At 49.3% G+C, this 14,999-nt stretch carries 16 protein-coding genes and 1 other annotated feature; of the genes, 8 read left to right on the top strand and 8 right to left on the bottom strand.

The genetic code is table 11. The features are described from left to right. Window positions 1–43 precede the first annotated feature (43 nt). The 3 genes from LI015_RS04780 to LI015_RS04790 all read right to left on the bottom strand — a co-directional run bounded on the left by LI015_RS04780 (window position 44) and on the right by LI015_RS04790 (window position 2,157). Entirely contained in the window at window positions 44–1,003 is a 960-nt protein-coding gene (locus LI015_RS04780) for a diguanylate cyclase domain-containing protein (protein WP_002564670.1), read from the bottom strand. Between the two features lie 281 nt (window positions 1,004–1,284). After that, window positions 1,285–1,542: a hypothetical protein gene (locus tag LI015_RS04785; protein ID WP_227124248.1), complete on the bottom strand. Its 258-nt coding sequence runs from the start codon at window positions 1,540–1,542 to the stop codon at window positions 1,285–1,287. 132 nt (window positions 1,543–1,674) lie between these two features. Next, a complete protein-coding gene (locus tag LI015_RS04790; protein ID WP_227124249.1) occupies window positions 1,675–2,157 on the bottom strand; it encodes an amidase domain-containing protein in 483 nt (160 codons plus the stop codon). A gap of 250 nt (window positions 2,158–2,407) precedes the next feature. On the opposite strand from LI015_RS04790, the gene LI015_RS04795 reads away from it, so the two are divergent. From LI015_RS04795 to aroA, 4 genes are all read left to right on the top strand, one after another. Next, on the top strand, window positions 2,408–2,845 hold the full coding sequence (locus LI015_RS04795; RefSeq protein WP_227124250.1) for a nucleoside 2-deoxyribosyltransferase: 438 nt from the start codon (window positions 2,408–2,410) through the stop codon (window positions 2,843–2,845). Between the two features lie 136 nt (window positions 2,846–2,981). Beyond that, window positions 2,982–4,004, top strand: coding sequence for a 3-deoxy-7-phosphoheptulonate synthase (aroF, locus tag LI015_RS04800; protein WP_002564673.1), 1,023 nt, complete (start codon window positions 2,982–2,984; stop codon window positions 4,002–4,004). 137 nt (window positions 4,005–4,141) lie between these two features. After that, on the top strand, window positions 4,142–5,275 hold the full coding sequence (locus LI015_RS04805; protein WP_227124251.1) for a prephenate dehydrogenase: 1,134 nt from the start codon (window positions 4,142–4,144) through the stop codon (window positions 5,273–5,275). 27 nt (window positions 5,276–5,302) lie between these two features. After that, the gene (aroA, locus tag LI015_RS04810) at window positions 5,303–6,583 is read left to right on the top strand and encodes a 3-phosphoshikimate 1-carboxyvinyltransferase (RefSeq protein ID WP_227124252.1); all 1,281 of its coding nucleotides are present in this window, start codon (window positions 5,303–5,305) and stop codon (window positions 6,581–6,583) included. Between the two features lie 111 nt (window positions 6,584–6,694). On the opposite strand, the gene LI015_RS04815 is transcribed toward aroA, so the two are convergent. The 3 genes from LI015_RS04815 to LI015_RS04825 form a co-directional block, all read right to left on the bottom strand. Next, window positions 6,695–7,471: a ZIP family metal transporter gene (locus LI015_RS04815; protein WP_002564676.1), complete on the bottom strand. Its 777-nt coding sequence runs from the start codon at window positions 7,469–7,471 to the stop codon at window positions 6,695–6,697. Window positions 7,472–7,513: 42 nt separating this feature from the next. Next, window positions 7,514–8,149 carry a cytidylate kinase-like family protein gene (locus LI015_RS04820; RefSeq protein WP_002564677.1) on the bottom strand — a complete coding sequence of 212 codons (636 nt, stop codon included), beginning with the start codon at window positions 8,147–8,149 and terminating at the stop codon, window positions 7,514–7,516. A gap of 66 nt (window positions 8,150–8,215) precedes the next feature. After that, a complete protein-coding gene (locus LI015_RS04825) occupies window positions 8,216–8,728 on the bottom strand; it encodes a cysteine hydrolase family protein (protein ID WP_195631636.1) in 513 nt (170 codons plus the stop codon). A 208-nt stretch (window positions 8,729–8,936) separates the two neighbouring features. Then, window positions 8,937–9,177 (top strand) — a binding site (T-box leader). A 130-nt stretch (window positions 9,178–9,307) separates the two neighbouring features. Here LI015_RS04825 and LI015_RS04830 point away from each other — a divergent pair. Genes LI015_RS04830 through LI015_RS04840 form a run of 3 tightly spaced genes read left to right on the top strand, consistent with a single transcriptional unit; the run spans window position 9,308 to window position 12,170 of the window. Then, a complete protein-coding gene (locus tag LI015_RS04830) occupies window positions 9,308–10,441 on the top strand; it encodes an ABC transporter substrate-binding protein (protein WP_227124253.1) in 1,134 nt (377 codons plus the stop codon). A 30-nt stretch (window positions 10,442–10,471) separates the two neighbouring features. After that, window positions 10,472–11,404 carry an ABC transporter permease gene (locus LI015_RS04835; RefSeq protein ID WP_002564680.1) on the top strand — a complete coding sequence of 311 codons (933 nt, stop codon included), beginning with the start codon at window positions 10,472–10,474 and terminating at the stop codon, window positions 11,402–11,404. Next, entirely contained in the window at window positions 11,397–12,170 is a 774-nt protein-coding gene (locus LI015_RS04840) for an ABC transporter ATP-binding protein (RefSeq protein WP_002572506.1), read from the top strand. The genes LI015_RS04835 and LI015_RS04840 overlap by 8 nt, the downstream gene beginning before the upstream one ends. A 70-nt stretch (window positions 12,171–12,240) precedes the next feature. Here the strand turns inward: LI015_RS04840 and LI015_RS04845 are convergent, their stop codons facing one another. Beyond that, window positions 12,241–12,600 carry a helix-turn-helix domain-containing protein gene (locus LI015_RS04845; protein WP_002564682.1) on the bottom strand — a complete coding sequence of 120 codons (360 nt, stop codon included), beginning with the start codon at window positions 12,598–12,600 and terminating at the stop codon, window positions 12,241–12,243. Window positions 12,601–12,850: 250 nt separating this feature from the next. Here LI015_RS04845 and LI015_RS04850 point away from each other — a divergent pair, with 250 nt between their 5' ends. Then, window positions 12,851–14,155 (top strand): sensor domain-containing diguanylate cyclase, encoded by a 1,305-nt coding sequence (locus tag LI015_RS04850; RefSeq protein WP_002572507.1) that lies wholly within the window; start codon window positions 12,851–12,853, stop codon window positions 14,153–14,155. 121 nt (window positions 14,156–14,276) lie between these two features. Here LI015_RS04850 and LI015_RS04855 read toward each other — a convergent pair whose 3' ends face one another. Further along, window positions 14,277–14,996, bottom strand: a complete 720-nt coding sequence (locus LI015_RS04855; RefSeq protein WP_227124292.1) for a hypothetical protein — start codon at window positions 14,994–14,996, stop codon at window positions 14,277–14,279. Between the last annotated feature and the right edge of the window lie 3 nt (window positions 14,997–14,999).

The following is a 14,999-nucleotide window of genomic DNA, read 5'->3' on the forward strand; positions in this document are numbered from 1 at the left end:
ATTTGCACAACATTCTTTTAAGAGCTGATTGCATGTACCGCATTCACGCATGGGAACCGCTGAATTCCCAATGTATAAGTTCATTATTCTTTTTCTTTTTTGCCAGATAAAGTGCCTGATCCGCTTGGGCTAAAAGCGCTTCATAAGAAGTGTCTGCATTGGAAGTAAAAGCAACCCCTGCACTGATTGATACCTGATCATGTATATGCAGTGCCTTTTGCCGTTCCTCCCAGTCTGTCATAAGTGATAAAAAGAAATCTTCAACCTCTCCCCTTTGTCTAATACCGGATAAGTATAGTGTAAACTCATCTCCTCCCATACGGGCGGCTAAGGAGGCCGGAGATATAACCGATTTCAGGCTTTCTGAAAATGAAATTAATGTCTTGTCCCCAATAGGATGGCCATACTGATCATTAATCTTTTTGAACCAGTCGATGTCCATCATTAAAAATGCACCATTATCTCCATCTGCCTGAAAACGTTCACAAGTTTCTTTAAAATACAGACGGTTTAATAATCCGGTCAAAGAGTCATGCCTCAGATTATAAACAATCTGTGTATGAGTTTTTTCCACCATATGATGGGGGAAAAACTCATCACTCATTTGATTTGGATCGGCAACAGACTGATGAATATGTACTACTTTCCACCCGTTCTCTGACTTTTCCAACACAACCGTAAACCTAAAACACATATCGTATAGAATACCTTCTTCCGAATCCTCCCTGACAACCAGCTCCCCCATTACAAGCGAATGGGAATCGGATAGTTCTGTTGTCTGATACCATTGATCCCGGATCACAAAATGCCCGGTCCATTCATGGCTCTCTTCTGTAAACTTGGCAATGAATTCATGTAAATTTCTCTCAATCTCATGAGCTCCCGTCCCTATAACGCTAATTTTATCAGAGACAAACTCATTTACAAGATCATACCGCCGATCCTCTAGATAGCTCTTCCAAATGTAGCGGCAAAAATCATTTGCACTTATATTCTCTCCCATATTTACACCCCAATACGTTTAATTTTGCTGATAATTCATCTCCGTTTTCACTTCTATCATACAATTTACTTTTTTCTAAATGTGTTCTTCCTTTTAATCCTGTTCTTTTCATTGTCTGCAGTTACAGGTGTTTCCAAATAACCAGACGCTTCCGCAAAGCTATTATACCATACATAGTGTCATTTTCACTATGGTAAAATACATTTGTCCTTCTGACTGCCCTTTTCCTGTTACTTTAATCTATAATAAAAATGCCTGATAGCCAATTGAACTATCAAGCGTTACATATGCGCATATTCTGTTGAGAATATATCAACGATTTTGGCCTTCCGTTTTCCTATCAGCTTTTCCAATTCTATCGCTGATAACAGCCCCCTTAGATACACTTGGACCAATTCCAGCTGATTCGGGCCGATGGCTGCCACCAGTTCCAATTTTGTAATATCATTCACCTCCTCACATTCATTCCATTTAACTGTATGATAACACAATCCATCCCGTCCTGCTCTAAATCGCCGTAAAAACATTGTATGTTCCATGTAAATTTAGACTCCCAAAAGGCTGCCTTTATAGTATGTCTGCCCGCAAAAAGCAGCCTTCATTCAGACTGCTTTCTGCAACGATACAGATAAAACTGCCGTTTCATGACAGCACAATATCGTTTCACCCTGTTACCAGTTGCGTACACCCTGTATGTGTATGAAACGGACCTTTTCATAGATATAGGAATCCAGGGGCCGCATATATGCATCATAACTGTGGGCAGCCACCAAAATATTATTTCCCGCCACATCAACAACCACAGGACTGTGGTAATATCCGTTCTTATTTCCCAGCTGTACAATATCGCCCGGCTCCACGCCCTTTTCGTTGGTTTCCACCCCATAGGGACCTGCGGATTTATTTCCTGTGAGAAAATTATAAAGATACACGACCCCGGTCCAGCTGGGACTTCTGTTGGATCCGCTGCTGTAATACCATCCCATGGTCGGCGTGTAGTTCATGACCCCGCTTCCGGCATAAATACACTGGGATGCAAAATTGGTGCAGTCCCCGCCCATATGTTCAAAATCCAGATACCGCGGATTCCTCCCCTTAGCCCATTGTTTCGCGTATTCCAGGACAGCTTCCCTCTGATATCCAATCTCCTTCAATATTCTATGATTCCTGTTCTGTCTCAACATTTGTTATCTATTATATGACCATGGATATCTAATTTATATCATGCTTTATTGTTAGAATGAAACCCCTCTGAACACCATGCTGCACGGTTTTGGAAATCCGGGTGCGCAGGAGTATATTCAGAATATGGAAATGACTGTGGGGATGTGGTAAAATGAATGAATCCAACAGAATTTTCGTGGCCTGCAGCGGCAGATGTATTTACATAACAGGAGGGTTCAAATGAAATTTTATATTGCTTCCGGACTTCAAAACCATGAGCAGGTGCGCAGTCTTGCCAAACTGCTTAAAAACTCCGGCTGGACACATACCTATGACTGGACATCTCTCCTTTATGACCGGACATCCCATGTCTCAGAGAAAACAACAGATATCGAAACACTCAGGCATATTGGCGAACAGGAGTATAATGGGGTAAAGCAGGCTGATGTTGTCATTATATTGACTCCTCAGGGAAGAGGAACTCATACAGAATTTGGAATGGCCCTCGCCCTCGGCAAAATAATCTATTTGTGTCATAAGGACGATACGTATTTCAAGTGTGATGATAATACATTGGCGTTTTATTGGCTTCCGCAAGTAAAGCATCTTATTGGGAATACAGATTATATTGCCGCCCAGCTGCTTAATGCCTGCTTTCATCCTCACTTAAAAGCGTAAAAGTTTAAAGTGATAAAGTATTGACTTTTTTTACAGAGTCGCTTACACTATTACTGCATATGAATCATTCTGAAGAATATATACTATGGTCCATACAATCTGTATATTTATAAATTTGCATAAGGAGTACTGAATTATGATTATCATTATGAAACCCAATGCTTCTGATGAAGCGGTCAAAAAGGTAACAAACCTCATTGAATCCAAGGGACTCACAGCCCATCTGTCCAAGGGCTCCCAGGTTACCATCGTAGGCGTGGTCGGCGACAAGACCAAGCTTTTGGACACCAACATTGAAATCAGCGAAGGCGTTGACAAGGTAGTGGCTGTCACGGAATCCTATAAACTGGTCAATAAAAAATTCCATCCTGAGGACTCGGTGATTCCGGTTGGCAACACCCACATCGGTCCGGGCACCATGACCGTGATGGCCGGTCCCTGCGCCATTGAATCCCAGGACCAGCTTATGGAGACCGCATATGCGGTAAAAAAGGCAGGAGCCACCTTCCTGCGCGGCGGCGCCTACAAGCCCCGCACATCCCCCTACTCCTTCCAGGGACTTGAGGAGGAGGGCCTTAAATACATGAAGGAAGCCAGGGAAGCCACGGGCCTCAATGTAATCTGCGAAGTCACCAGCGCCCATGCCATTGAGTCGGCTGTGAAATATGTAGATATGCTGCAGATTGGCGCCAGAAACATGCAGAACTTTGAACTGTTAAAGGAGGCTGGCAAATCCGGTACTCCCGTATTGTTAAAACGCGGATTGTGTGCTACCATTGACGAATGGCTCAATGCCGCCGAGTACATCATTTCCGAGGGCAATCCTAATATTGTGCTGTGTGAGCGCGGCATCCGCACATACGAAACTTCCACCAGAAACACCCTGGATATCAGCGCTGTTCCGGTCATCCGCCAGAAGAGCCACCTTCCCATCATAGTGGATCCCAGCCATGCCACAGGTGTAAGAGCCTATGTGGAGCCCCTGGCAAAGGCAGCCATTGCAGTGGGCGCGGACGGCCTTATGATTGAAGTCCACCCCTGTCCTGCAAGGGCACTGTCTGACGGCCCCCAGTCCCTGACATTTGATGCCTTTGAACAGCTGATGAAGGATCTGGCTCCCTATGCAGAGCTGTCCGGACGGACCTTTAAGGCACAGTAACAGAACTTTACGGCACTCTCACTTCAGGGAGTGCTTTTACATATGCCCGGTGCGCCGCCTCTGCCCTTACGGCATCCCTTTTCATACATTTATTTCGGCGCATCCGGTTCCCGCATTTACAGGAGGAGATACCAATTATGGAAAAAACGACCATGACCGATTCCACCATCGCATTCATCGGACTGGGGCTTATAGGCGGCTCCATTGCCCGCGCCATCCGAAAAACACGGCCGGATATTCGTATCATGGCCTATATGCGTTCCCGCTCCCGCCTGGAGCAAGCCCGGAAAGAGGGAATCGTGGATGTGATTTTGGATGGAATTGATGAGAACCTGCGCGAATGTGACCTGATATTCCTCTGCACACCGGTGGAGTACAACGCAGGTTATCTTTCCGCCATACGGCCCTACCTGAAACAGGGAGCACTGATTACAGACGTGGGCAGCACAAAATGCGGCATCCATGAGGAAATCAGGCGCCAGGGCCTGGAATACTGCTTTGTGGGCGGCCATCCCATGGCCGGATCGGAAAAGACCGGCTATGAGAATTCCACAGACCATCTCCTGGAAAATGCCTACTACATCGTCACGCCTCCTGAGGGAAAGAACAGCTCCCGCCCCCAGGATTTAAGCTCCAATGCAGAACGCATTGTGGCGGTTGCAAAGACCATTGGAGCCATTCCCCTTGTTCTGGATTACAGGGAACACGACAAGGTGGTGGCTGCCATCAGCCATCTCCCCCATCTTGTGGCTTCCAGCCTTGTGAATCTGATTAAGGATCACGACACAGCAGACGGCACCATGAAGCAGGTGGCCGCGGGCGGTTTTAAGGATATCACCCGGATTGCCTCTTCCTCCCCCGAGATGTGGGAACAGATATGCATGACCAATGTAGCCCCCATATCGGACATCCTGGAAGCATACATCGCATCTTTAAACAAAGTGCTGGAGGAAATCAAAGAACATAAGGGACAGGATATCTACAGGCTGTTTGAGACCTCCCGTGATTACCGCAATTCCATTACAGACAAGGCCAAGGGATCCGTGGAGCCATCCTATGAGTTCACTGTGGATGTAAGCGATGAGGTGGGCGCCATCTCCACCATATCCGTTATCCTGGCTGCCAAGGGCATCAGCATTAAGAATATCGGCATCAACAACAACCGCGAACGGGGTGAGGGAGCGCTTAAGATTGCCTTCTATGACGAGGCTTCCATGGAGGCTGCATGGCAGAGGCTGGACAAATACAAATACGAGATGTTCCGCATGTAATCCAAGAGAAAGGTTAGGTAACAGATTATGGAATTTAAAAGAGCATCCCATTTAAAGGGCGAAATCAGGGTTCCCGGAGATAAATCCATCTCCCACCGGGCCGTCATGTTCGGCTCCATCGCACAGGGGCTTACAGAGATACACAATTTTCTCCAGGGAGCGGACTGCCTGTCTACCATTGCATGTTTTGAGAAAATGGGAATTGATATAGAAAACAAGGGCGGGAAGGTGCTGGTCCATGGCCGCGGCCTGCACGGACTGAACGCGCCACGGGAAGTCCTGGACTGCGGAAACAGCGGCACCACCACGCGCCTCATATCCGGAATCCTCTGTGGCCAGAACTTTGACGTCACGCTCACAGGAGACGAATCCATCTGTAAGCGGCCCATGAAGCGTATTATGGAGCCCCTTGCCATGATGGGAGCCCGCATCACCAGCATAAAAGACAATGGCTGTGCTCCCCTGCTCATCAAGGGAGGTCCTGTCCACGGCATCCACTATGACTCCAGGGTAGCTTCCGCCCAGGTGAAATCCGCCATTATGCTGGCTGGTTTATATGCAGACAGCCCCACCAGCGTAACTGAACCATATGTGTCCAGGAATCACTCTGAGCTGATGCTGCGGCTTTTTGGCGCCCAGGTGTCCACCGAGGGAACCACGGCAGTCATAAAGCCTGCCAACGAACTCCATGGCAATCAGGTCATGGTGCCGGGAGATATCTCTTCTGCCGCCTATTTCATTGCCGGAGGCCTTATGGTGCCCGGCTCACAAGTTCTGATACGCAATGTGGGAATCAATCCTACCAGGGACGGTATCCTGCGTGTATGCCGTGATATGGGAGCGCATATTGAGCTTCTGAATGTAAGCGGCGGAACAGGCGAACCAACCGCCGATATCCTTGTACGCCACGGCAGCCTTCATGGAACCGTCATAGGCGGCTCCGTCATACCTACCCTGATTGATGAGCTTCCTGTCATCGCAGCCATGGCCTGCTTTGCAGAGGGTGAGACCGTCATCCGGGATGCCGGAGAGTTAAAGGTAAAGGAGTCCAACCGGATTGCAGTCATGGTCCAGGGACTGGCTGCCATGGGCGCTGACGTGACAGAGACAGAGGATGGAATGATTATCCGGGGAGGCGCTCCTCTCCACGGAGCTGTCATCGACAGCCGCAAAGACCACCGTATTGCCATGACATTTGCCGTCACTGCCCTGTGTGCGGACGGCATTACAGAGATAAGGGACGCTGACTGTGTCAATATATCCTATCCCGGCTTTTACAGCGATTTAAAGAAACTGGCACAGGGATAAGCAAAAACCGCATCCACTCCGGCTTTATTCCGGATATGGATGCGGTTCTGTTTTTGTGATATTCTCTCTTTTTATGGTGTTTCTTTTGCCGCTGCCGAATCCCAATACGTCCTACCCCAGCGCCACATCCAGTATCATCATGACCACAAACCCAACGGCAAATCCAATGGTTGCCACATTGGAATGCTCTCCTTCAGCTGATTCCGGAATCAGTTCCTCCACTACCACGTATATCATGGCGCCTGCTGCAAAGGACAGGAAGTATGGAAGAACCGGACCTAAAAACTCGGCCAGCACCAGCATAAGCAAGGCGCCTATGGGCTCCACTACGCCCGAAAGCGTACCATAAATGAATGCTTTTCCTTTCCCGGCTGCCTCCTTAAGCGGCAGGGATATGATGGCTCCCTCCGGGAAATTCTGTATGGCAATACCCACAGACAAAGCCAGAGCGCCTGCCATGGTGATTGTCCCGTTCTGGGACAAAAGTCCCGCAAACGCAACGCCCACTGCCATTCCCTCCGGTATATTGTGGAGGGTCACTGCCAGCACCAGCATGGTACTCTTCTTCCAGTCGCTCTTTGGACCTTCCGGCTGCTCTGTATCAATATGCAGATGAGGTATAATCTCATCCAACAGGAGCAGGAAACCAATTCCCAAAAGAAAGCCCACGGAAGCAGGAATGAAAGCCAGCTTGCCCATATGTCCGCTCATGTCCATGGACGGAATCAAAAGGGACCAGACAGAAGCCGCCACCATTACCCCTGACGCAAATCCCAGAAATGCCTTCTGGACACTGGGTTTTAATGCGTTTTTCAGAAAGAACACGCAGGCTGCTCCTGCCGTGGTCCCGATAAAGGGAATCATGATCCCCGCAAATATACTGCTCATCTCAATCCACCTCTGTCATTTCCTGAGCCCCAATCCTCCCTTCTACAGGAATCCTTTGAGCTTCAGATAGTCTTTTATCAGTTGAATCATCTGGTCGTAATCAATCCGGCTGGCATTGATGGGAAGGTCATAATTTTCCATATCCATCCACTCCCTGCCGGTAAAATAGCGGTGATACTCCGTTCTCTCCTTGTCAATCCGTCTCATTCTGCGGAGCGCTTCCGCCTCATCCACCTTATCCACATCCATAACCCTGCGGATTCTGGTGACCGTATCCGCATACACAAAGATGCGCACCAGATTATCCATCTGGTCCTGGAGCACATAATTGCCGCAGCGGCCTACGATAATACATGTCTCGGAGGCTGCCAGCCTGCGGATGACCGATGACTGGAACCGGAACAGGTTCTCCGGCGAGGTAATGTTGGGGCCGTCCTTATCCGGTTCCGTCAGCTCCGGCTTCATGCTGGTCACAATACGGTATAGCATGTTATTTCCAGCCCTTTCATCAGCCAGCCTGAAATACTGTTCCCCTATGGCGCTGGTCTCAGATGTCATCTTAAGTATCTCTTCATCATAAAAATGAATGCCAAGCTCCTCAGCCAGGCGTTTGCCTGTCAGGCGGCCGCCGCTTCCGTACTGGCGTTCAATGGTAATTACAAAATGTTTGTCATTCATATTGAGTATCCCCCTTATTTCTAATCCACAGCCCTGCCCGTGACAGGGCCGTGGTCTCTTTCATGTCTATACAATGTCTATATGGCACATTCCCATAGCGCTGAGGGCATTGTGATGGCTCTGGGGAGTCACTCCCGCACAGCAGGACCCGTCCACCTGTATGGATGTGTCAGGAGCTGCTGCCTTAATCAGCATGGCGTTGGATATGACACAGATATCCGTGCACAGGCCGGCCAGCTCCACAAAGTCATACTGTCCCCTGGCTGCGTAGTCAGCCAGCTCCCTGCTTCCAAAGGTATGCTTCTCAAAACGGGTTCCCGGAACTCCCCTGAGCTCCGGTACCAGTTCCCACCCCGGCGTTCCCTTGACACAGTGGACCACCGGAAGTTTCTTCCCTTCCATCGTATCCATATAATCAGCAAAATGGGTGTCCAGGGTAAACACCACCTCATCCCCGGCATCCTGGTACGCCTTAACCTTATCCAGCACATTAGGGACAATGGCCCGGGCCTCAGGGCTGCCCAAAGCTCCATCCACAAAATCCTTCTGCATATCCACCACTACAAGTAACCGGCTCATGGAACTTTCCTCCTTGTTGTGAACATTTTTTATTTGTGAACACGTTTATTCCGGTTCCAAAGTGTTCCTTTCCATACCTACAGTCTACCACATTTCATCAATCAATAAAAGTTCTTTTATACTTTTGTGTGACATTGCGTGACTTTATATGAATTTTTAAAACACTCTTGACAAATCCACTTTATTGTATTAAGATACGGATTAATAAATTAAACCGTAGAGAAAGAGGAGTAAGCTATCAAAGCTTTAACACAGAGAGCCGCAGGCGGTGGGATTGCGGTATGGGGCTGGCAGCTGAATGGACTTTTGAGGGCGGTCTTGAAGGATTGTTTTATCTGTAGGGACCGACGGATTCCGCAACCGTTATACATGCGGCGCATATGTTGGTATGTGTAAAGTGGACTTTTTAGTCAATTTGAGTGGCACCGCGGATTTCATTCGTCTCAATCGTAGCATAAGCTATGGTTGGGACTTTTTTTATTCCGGCTTTGTCCAAAGGGCAGCCCTGTCATGAAGTCCCTTATCCAACGGCATTTTTTATCATCCAAATATAGTTCAAAAACAGGAGGAAACAAAATTATGAAAAAAACAATCGCAATGCTTTTAACTGCAGCTTTAAGCGCATCCCTCTTATCAGGCTGCGTATCCACTTCCCAGGGCACTTCAGCGGCCCAGTCCGCTGAAACCTCCGCCGAAAACGGGTCTGTCCAGAACGCTGAGAGCTCAGCCTCCGGCGTGTCGGCCGCTGATACATCATCCGCTGACAAGACCGGTGAGTCCAAGGCAGAATCATCCAGCGATTCCTACACCATCGGCGTGGGACAGTTTGCGGAACACGGCTCCCTGGACAACTGCCGCGAAGGCTTCATGGCCGGCCTGGCAGAGGAAGGCATCGAGGAAGGCGTGAACCTGACCGTGCTCTATGATAATTCCCAGGCCGACGGCGGCACGGCCAGCCAGATTGCAACCAATTTCGCAGGCAAGGGCGTGGACCTGATGTGCGGCATCGCAACTCCCATGGCACAGGCAGAGTACGGTGTGGCTAAGAAGTCAGACATTCCTGTCATTTTCACTGCTGTAACCGACCCCGTAGCCGCAGAGCTGGCCAATGCGGACGGCACTCCGGTAGGCGAGATTACAGGCACCAGCGATAAACTCCCTGTGGAAGCCCAGCTTAAGATGATCCGCCAGATTCTTCCGGAAGCAAAAAACATCGGCATCATGTACACCACCAGCGAGGTGAATTCTGAATCCGCCATTGCAGAGTACAAGGAGCTGGCTCCCCAGTATGGTTTTGAAATCGTGGACACAGGCATCTCCTCTTCCGCTGATATTGCCCTGGCTGCCGACACCCTTATAAACAAGGTGGACTGCATCACCAACCTGACCGACAACACGGTAGTTGCCTCCCTTCCCGTTATCCTGGATAAGGCTGCCGCCAAGAATATCCCTGTATTCGGCAGCGAAATTGAGCAGGTGAAAATTGGATGCCTGGCTGCCATGGGACTGGACTACATCGAACTGGGCAAGCAGACAGGAAAGATGGCTGCACAGGTACTGCGCGGCGAGAAAAAAGCCAGTGAAATGAATTACGAAACCATCAAGGAAGCCGCCTTCTACGGCAACACACAGGTGGCCGGGAATCTGGGCATCACACTGCCGGAGGATTTGACTGGAAATGCAGCTGAGCTGTTCACTGAGATTGCCCAGTAAAGCTCTATCATTATTATCTGGAGGAACATCATGACAACGATTATTTTAGGTATCTTTGAAGAAGGCCTGGTGTACGCCATCATGGCCCTGGGCGTATACATCACATACCGGATTCTGGATTTTCCGGATCTGTCTGTGGACGGAACCTTCCCTTTGGGAGCTGCTTTTACCGCTACCGGCATAGCCGGAGGTTTCATCCATCCGGCTGCGGCCCTTCCCCTCTCCTTTCTCTTGGGAGCCATGGCGGGCTGCGTCACCGGACTTATCCATGTCAAGTTAAAGGTACGGGACCTGCTGTCGGGAATCATTGTCATGACCGCCCTCTACTCCATCAACTTAAGGGTTGCAGGAAAGTCCAACCTGCCTATCTTCAGCAAGGACACGATTTTCAGCAACCCATGGCTGGAACGCACCATTCCCCAGGCCTTAAGGCCCTATACAGTAACCATCATCCTTCTGGTTATCGTCCTTATCTGCAAGCTGCTCCTGGACGCTTACCTGAAAACCCGTTCCGGCTATCTTCTCAGGGCCGTGGGTGACAATGATGTGCTGGTGACCTCCCTGGCCAAGGATAAGGGCATGGTGAAAATCATCGGCCTGGCCATTGCCAACGGATTTGCAGCCCTGGCCGGCAGCGTGTACTGTCAGCAGAAGGGATTCTTTGAGATTTCCACCGGCACGGGAACCATTGTCATCGGTCTGGCCAATGTCATCATAGGCACCCAGCTGTTCAAACGGTTCGGCTTCGTCAAGTCCACCACGGCTGTTATCATCGGCTCCATCATCTACAAGGCCTGTGTATCCCTGGCCCTGCTTCTGGGGGACTTGACGCTTACCTTTGGAAACATTACTGTCTCCTTCCCGGTGACAGCCTCTGACTTAAAGCTGATTACATCCATTTTGTTCCTTATTATCCTGGTGGCAAGCTCCTCCAGGGGAAAGAAGGTGAAAAGCCATGCTTGAACTGAAGCACATCAATAAATACTACAATGCCGGTACAGTCAATGAAATGTGCCTGTTCGAGGACTTCAGCCTGACCATAAAGGACCATCAGTTTGTGTCCGTGGTGGGAAGCAACGGCTCCGGCAAAACCTCCCTCTTAAACATCATCTGCGGCAGCATTCCTCTGGATGAGGGACGAATCATAATCAGCGGAAAGGACATCACCCGGATTCCTGAATACAAGCGCCAGCGCCGCATTGGGCGGGTTTATCAGAATCCGGCCATGGGCACCTGTCCGACCATGACCATACTGGAAAACATGTCCCTGGCAGACAATAAGGGAAAGGCCTTTAACCTCAGGCCGGGAACCAACCGGCTGAGACTGGAGTATTACCGCGAATCCCTCCGCTCCCTGGGGCTGGGACTGGAGGATAAGATGGATGTGAAGGTGGGAGTCCTTTCCGGCGGCCAGCGCCAGGCCATGGCCCTTCTCATGTCCACCATGACTCCCATTGAATTCCTGATTTTAGATGAACACACAGCTGCCCTGGACCCCAAGACTGCCGAGACCATCATGGAGCTGACCGGAAAGATTGTAAAGGAAAAAAATCTGACCACTATCATGGTTACCCACAATCTGCGCTATGCGGTAGAATATGGGGACCGTCTCCTGATGATGCACCAGGGCCGCGCCGTGGTAGACAAAGAGGCGGGGGAAAAGCAGGCGCTCTGCATTGACGACATTCTGGAAAAATTCAATGAAATCAGCATTGAATGCGGCAATTAAATTAAAAAGCAGACTGAAAGAGGACCCCAAACCGCAGGACAGCGGTTTCCGGGTCCTCTTCTGTTTTCTTTTATTCCTGCTCCTTAAAATACTTTTTCCGGTACCGTATGGACCGCTTCAGCGCCTGGACCATATCAGCCATAATCCGAATCTCCACCTCGTCGCAGTCATCCACAGCCTCCATAACCGCATTTTTAAAAATGTGCTTTCCATATCGTATGTTATCACAAAGCAGCACATCCGGAGTAATCTCCAGGGCATTGGCTATGGCAATCAGGGATTTAAGGCTCACCTGGGTACTTCCTGTTTCCACATTGGAAATATGGGGATTGGATAATCCCGTAAGCTCCGCCAGTTTTTCCTGAGTCATTTCTCTTTGTATTCTCTGTATCTTGATTCGTTTTCCTATTGCCTTATAGTCCAGTTCCATATTGTATATACAACTTCCTCTGCTTATTATTTACTTGACTATTGTAATCTTTGTATTAGTATATTATAATAAACTGGTCATTTTATACTTTGTAATGCAATACTAAAAACTCCTTTTATTTACAGCTAATAGGGAGGAAGTACAGCCGTTCGGTAATAGGTATTAAGTAATCAAAAAGAGTGTTGAAATATTGTAATTCACTTTTTCTCTGCCTTTTATGGACGTCTTTCATACAGGGGGGGTTATTCATATGGTTGAAACCAAGAAAACATTGCGCCGGGAAGCCGTTACAGGGGGTATCTTTGAATGCAGATATGATAAATCCCTGACCCTGACGCAGGCAGACAACAGTCTGTTCCGGCTGCTGGGCATGAACGCAGGCAGTCTTAAGTCAGGTACTCCCATCTCCTTTCTGGACCGGATATGCGCGGAAGACCGCCCGATTTTCCTGGAAAAAATACGGTACCAGCTGTCCCGCAGCCGTGTATTCATGTCTGAGCTGCACATTGTGACCAGTGAAGGACAGCTGCGGTGGATTCATGTATGCGGGGAGCTCCTTAACGCGGAACAGGAAATTCCCTGCCTCCACTGTATCTTCCATGATGTGACAGATGCCAGGGACAGACAGGAACGGCTTGCCATAGAAAGCCAGATCTACGACATCATATTATCCCAGACCCAGGATATCATATTTGAATTGGACTGTCTTACCCGGGATATCTACTATTCTCCCACCTTTGAGAAGAAGTTCGGTTACCAGATTCCAGTCAAGGGATTCCCTGACTCTATGTTTGCCACTGACATCATCCATGAGAAGGACAAGATACTTCTTCGACGCTGTTTTCAGTCCATCCTGGCAGGCCAGAACCAGATGCAGTGCGAATACCGTTTAAAGCACAGGAACGGCCGTTATCTCTGGGTCAGCGTGAATGCCACGGCCATCCGGGATTTAAGGGGCCGGCTCCTCAAAATCGTTGGCATCATCTCGGATATCAATGAGCAGAAGGAGGAGATACTCCGGGCAAAAAAGGACGCCCTGCTGGATCCCCTTACCAGCCTTCTAAACCGCAGGGAATGCATCCGGCGGATCGAAGCCTACACAAGGACCGAGGAAGAGATGGGAGCGCTGATTCTGATTGACATAGATAATTTCAAGTCCATCAATGATACAAACGGCCATCTTTTCGGTGACAAGGTCCTGGTGGACCTGGCCGCGGCCCTCCGTTTGGCCTTCCGCAGAAATGATATCACAGCGCGGATTGGAGGTGATGAATTCATTGCATTCATGCCTCACATACATGTCCGCGGGGATGTGGTGCCCAAGCTTGAAACCATTCTCTATTCCCTGTCCCGGTGCGCAGAGACGGACGGGAAGGCAGATGCTGCACCGGAGTCAGACAGCGCGGTTACCTTCAGCATCGGGGTCAGCTTTTATCCTGATCATGGAAGGGATTTTTCCTCCCTCTATGAAAAGGCTGACGCAGCCATGTACCACGCCAAACGAAGAGGTAAAAACCAATATTACATATATAAGGAAGATGCACCGGAGGCATAAGATTCCTGACCTGCCGGAAATAAAGTTGATGGGCGCACCCAAAAAGGGCTGATATCCGGCTTAGTTCATGCCGGATATCAGCCCTTCTCCTGTCCTGCAAAATCCCTTGTCAGGATTCCGATTATTCTGCAAATAACATAATCTTGGAAGCTGTGTTCTCATCATCTGACCAGACCACACATTTCTTTCCCTGTGTCAGGTCATCCAGAGTCACGATGTTTCTGGTGAGATACGGGAAGATGTTGCAGTCCTCTGCCAGTGTGAACTCGGTTCCGTCCGCAGCTGTCAGCACGGATTTGGATGTGCCTGCATCCGTAACCATGGACTTGACCTCCACATAATCAGGCGCCTTGGCGTCTGCCGGAAGGTTGGTGAAAATCATGACCGCATTGGTCATAGGCGGAAGGCTCATGGTCATGGCCGGCCCTATGTAGGCATAAATGGTATCCCCGTCTTTCACATCCTCCAGAGCTACCGGGAGACCTGTCATGGCGTCCAGGATATAAGTCATATCGTCAGCCACATTCAGGATGATTTCACCGCTGGTGCTCATGCCCGACTGATTGTCAATGGAAAGCCTGCCGTCCTCCATCTTTGTCACAGGCCCGTAAATCCGGACGGACTTGGGAACCTCGGGCTGGCTCTCTTCCATGCTCTCAATGGCTCCGGTCACCGACTCCACTACGGTGGTGTCACTCACGGTGGTCTCTTCTGTATTCTCTTCTGCTGTCACGGAGCTGCCGGACATTGTCTCGGCGTTGGCACCGGCTGAGCACCCTGCTGCTCCCAGGGCAATGGCTGCACAGATTCCTACTGCATATAAATGATATTTTCTCAATATAAT

The organism is Enterocloster sp. 210928-DFI.2.20 (assembly GCF_020554465.1).
Taxonomy (GTDB): Bacteria; Bacillota; Clostridia; order Lachnospirales; family Lachnospiraceae; genus Enterocloster; species Enterocloster bolteae.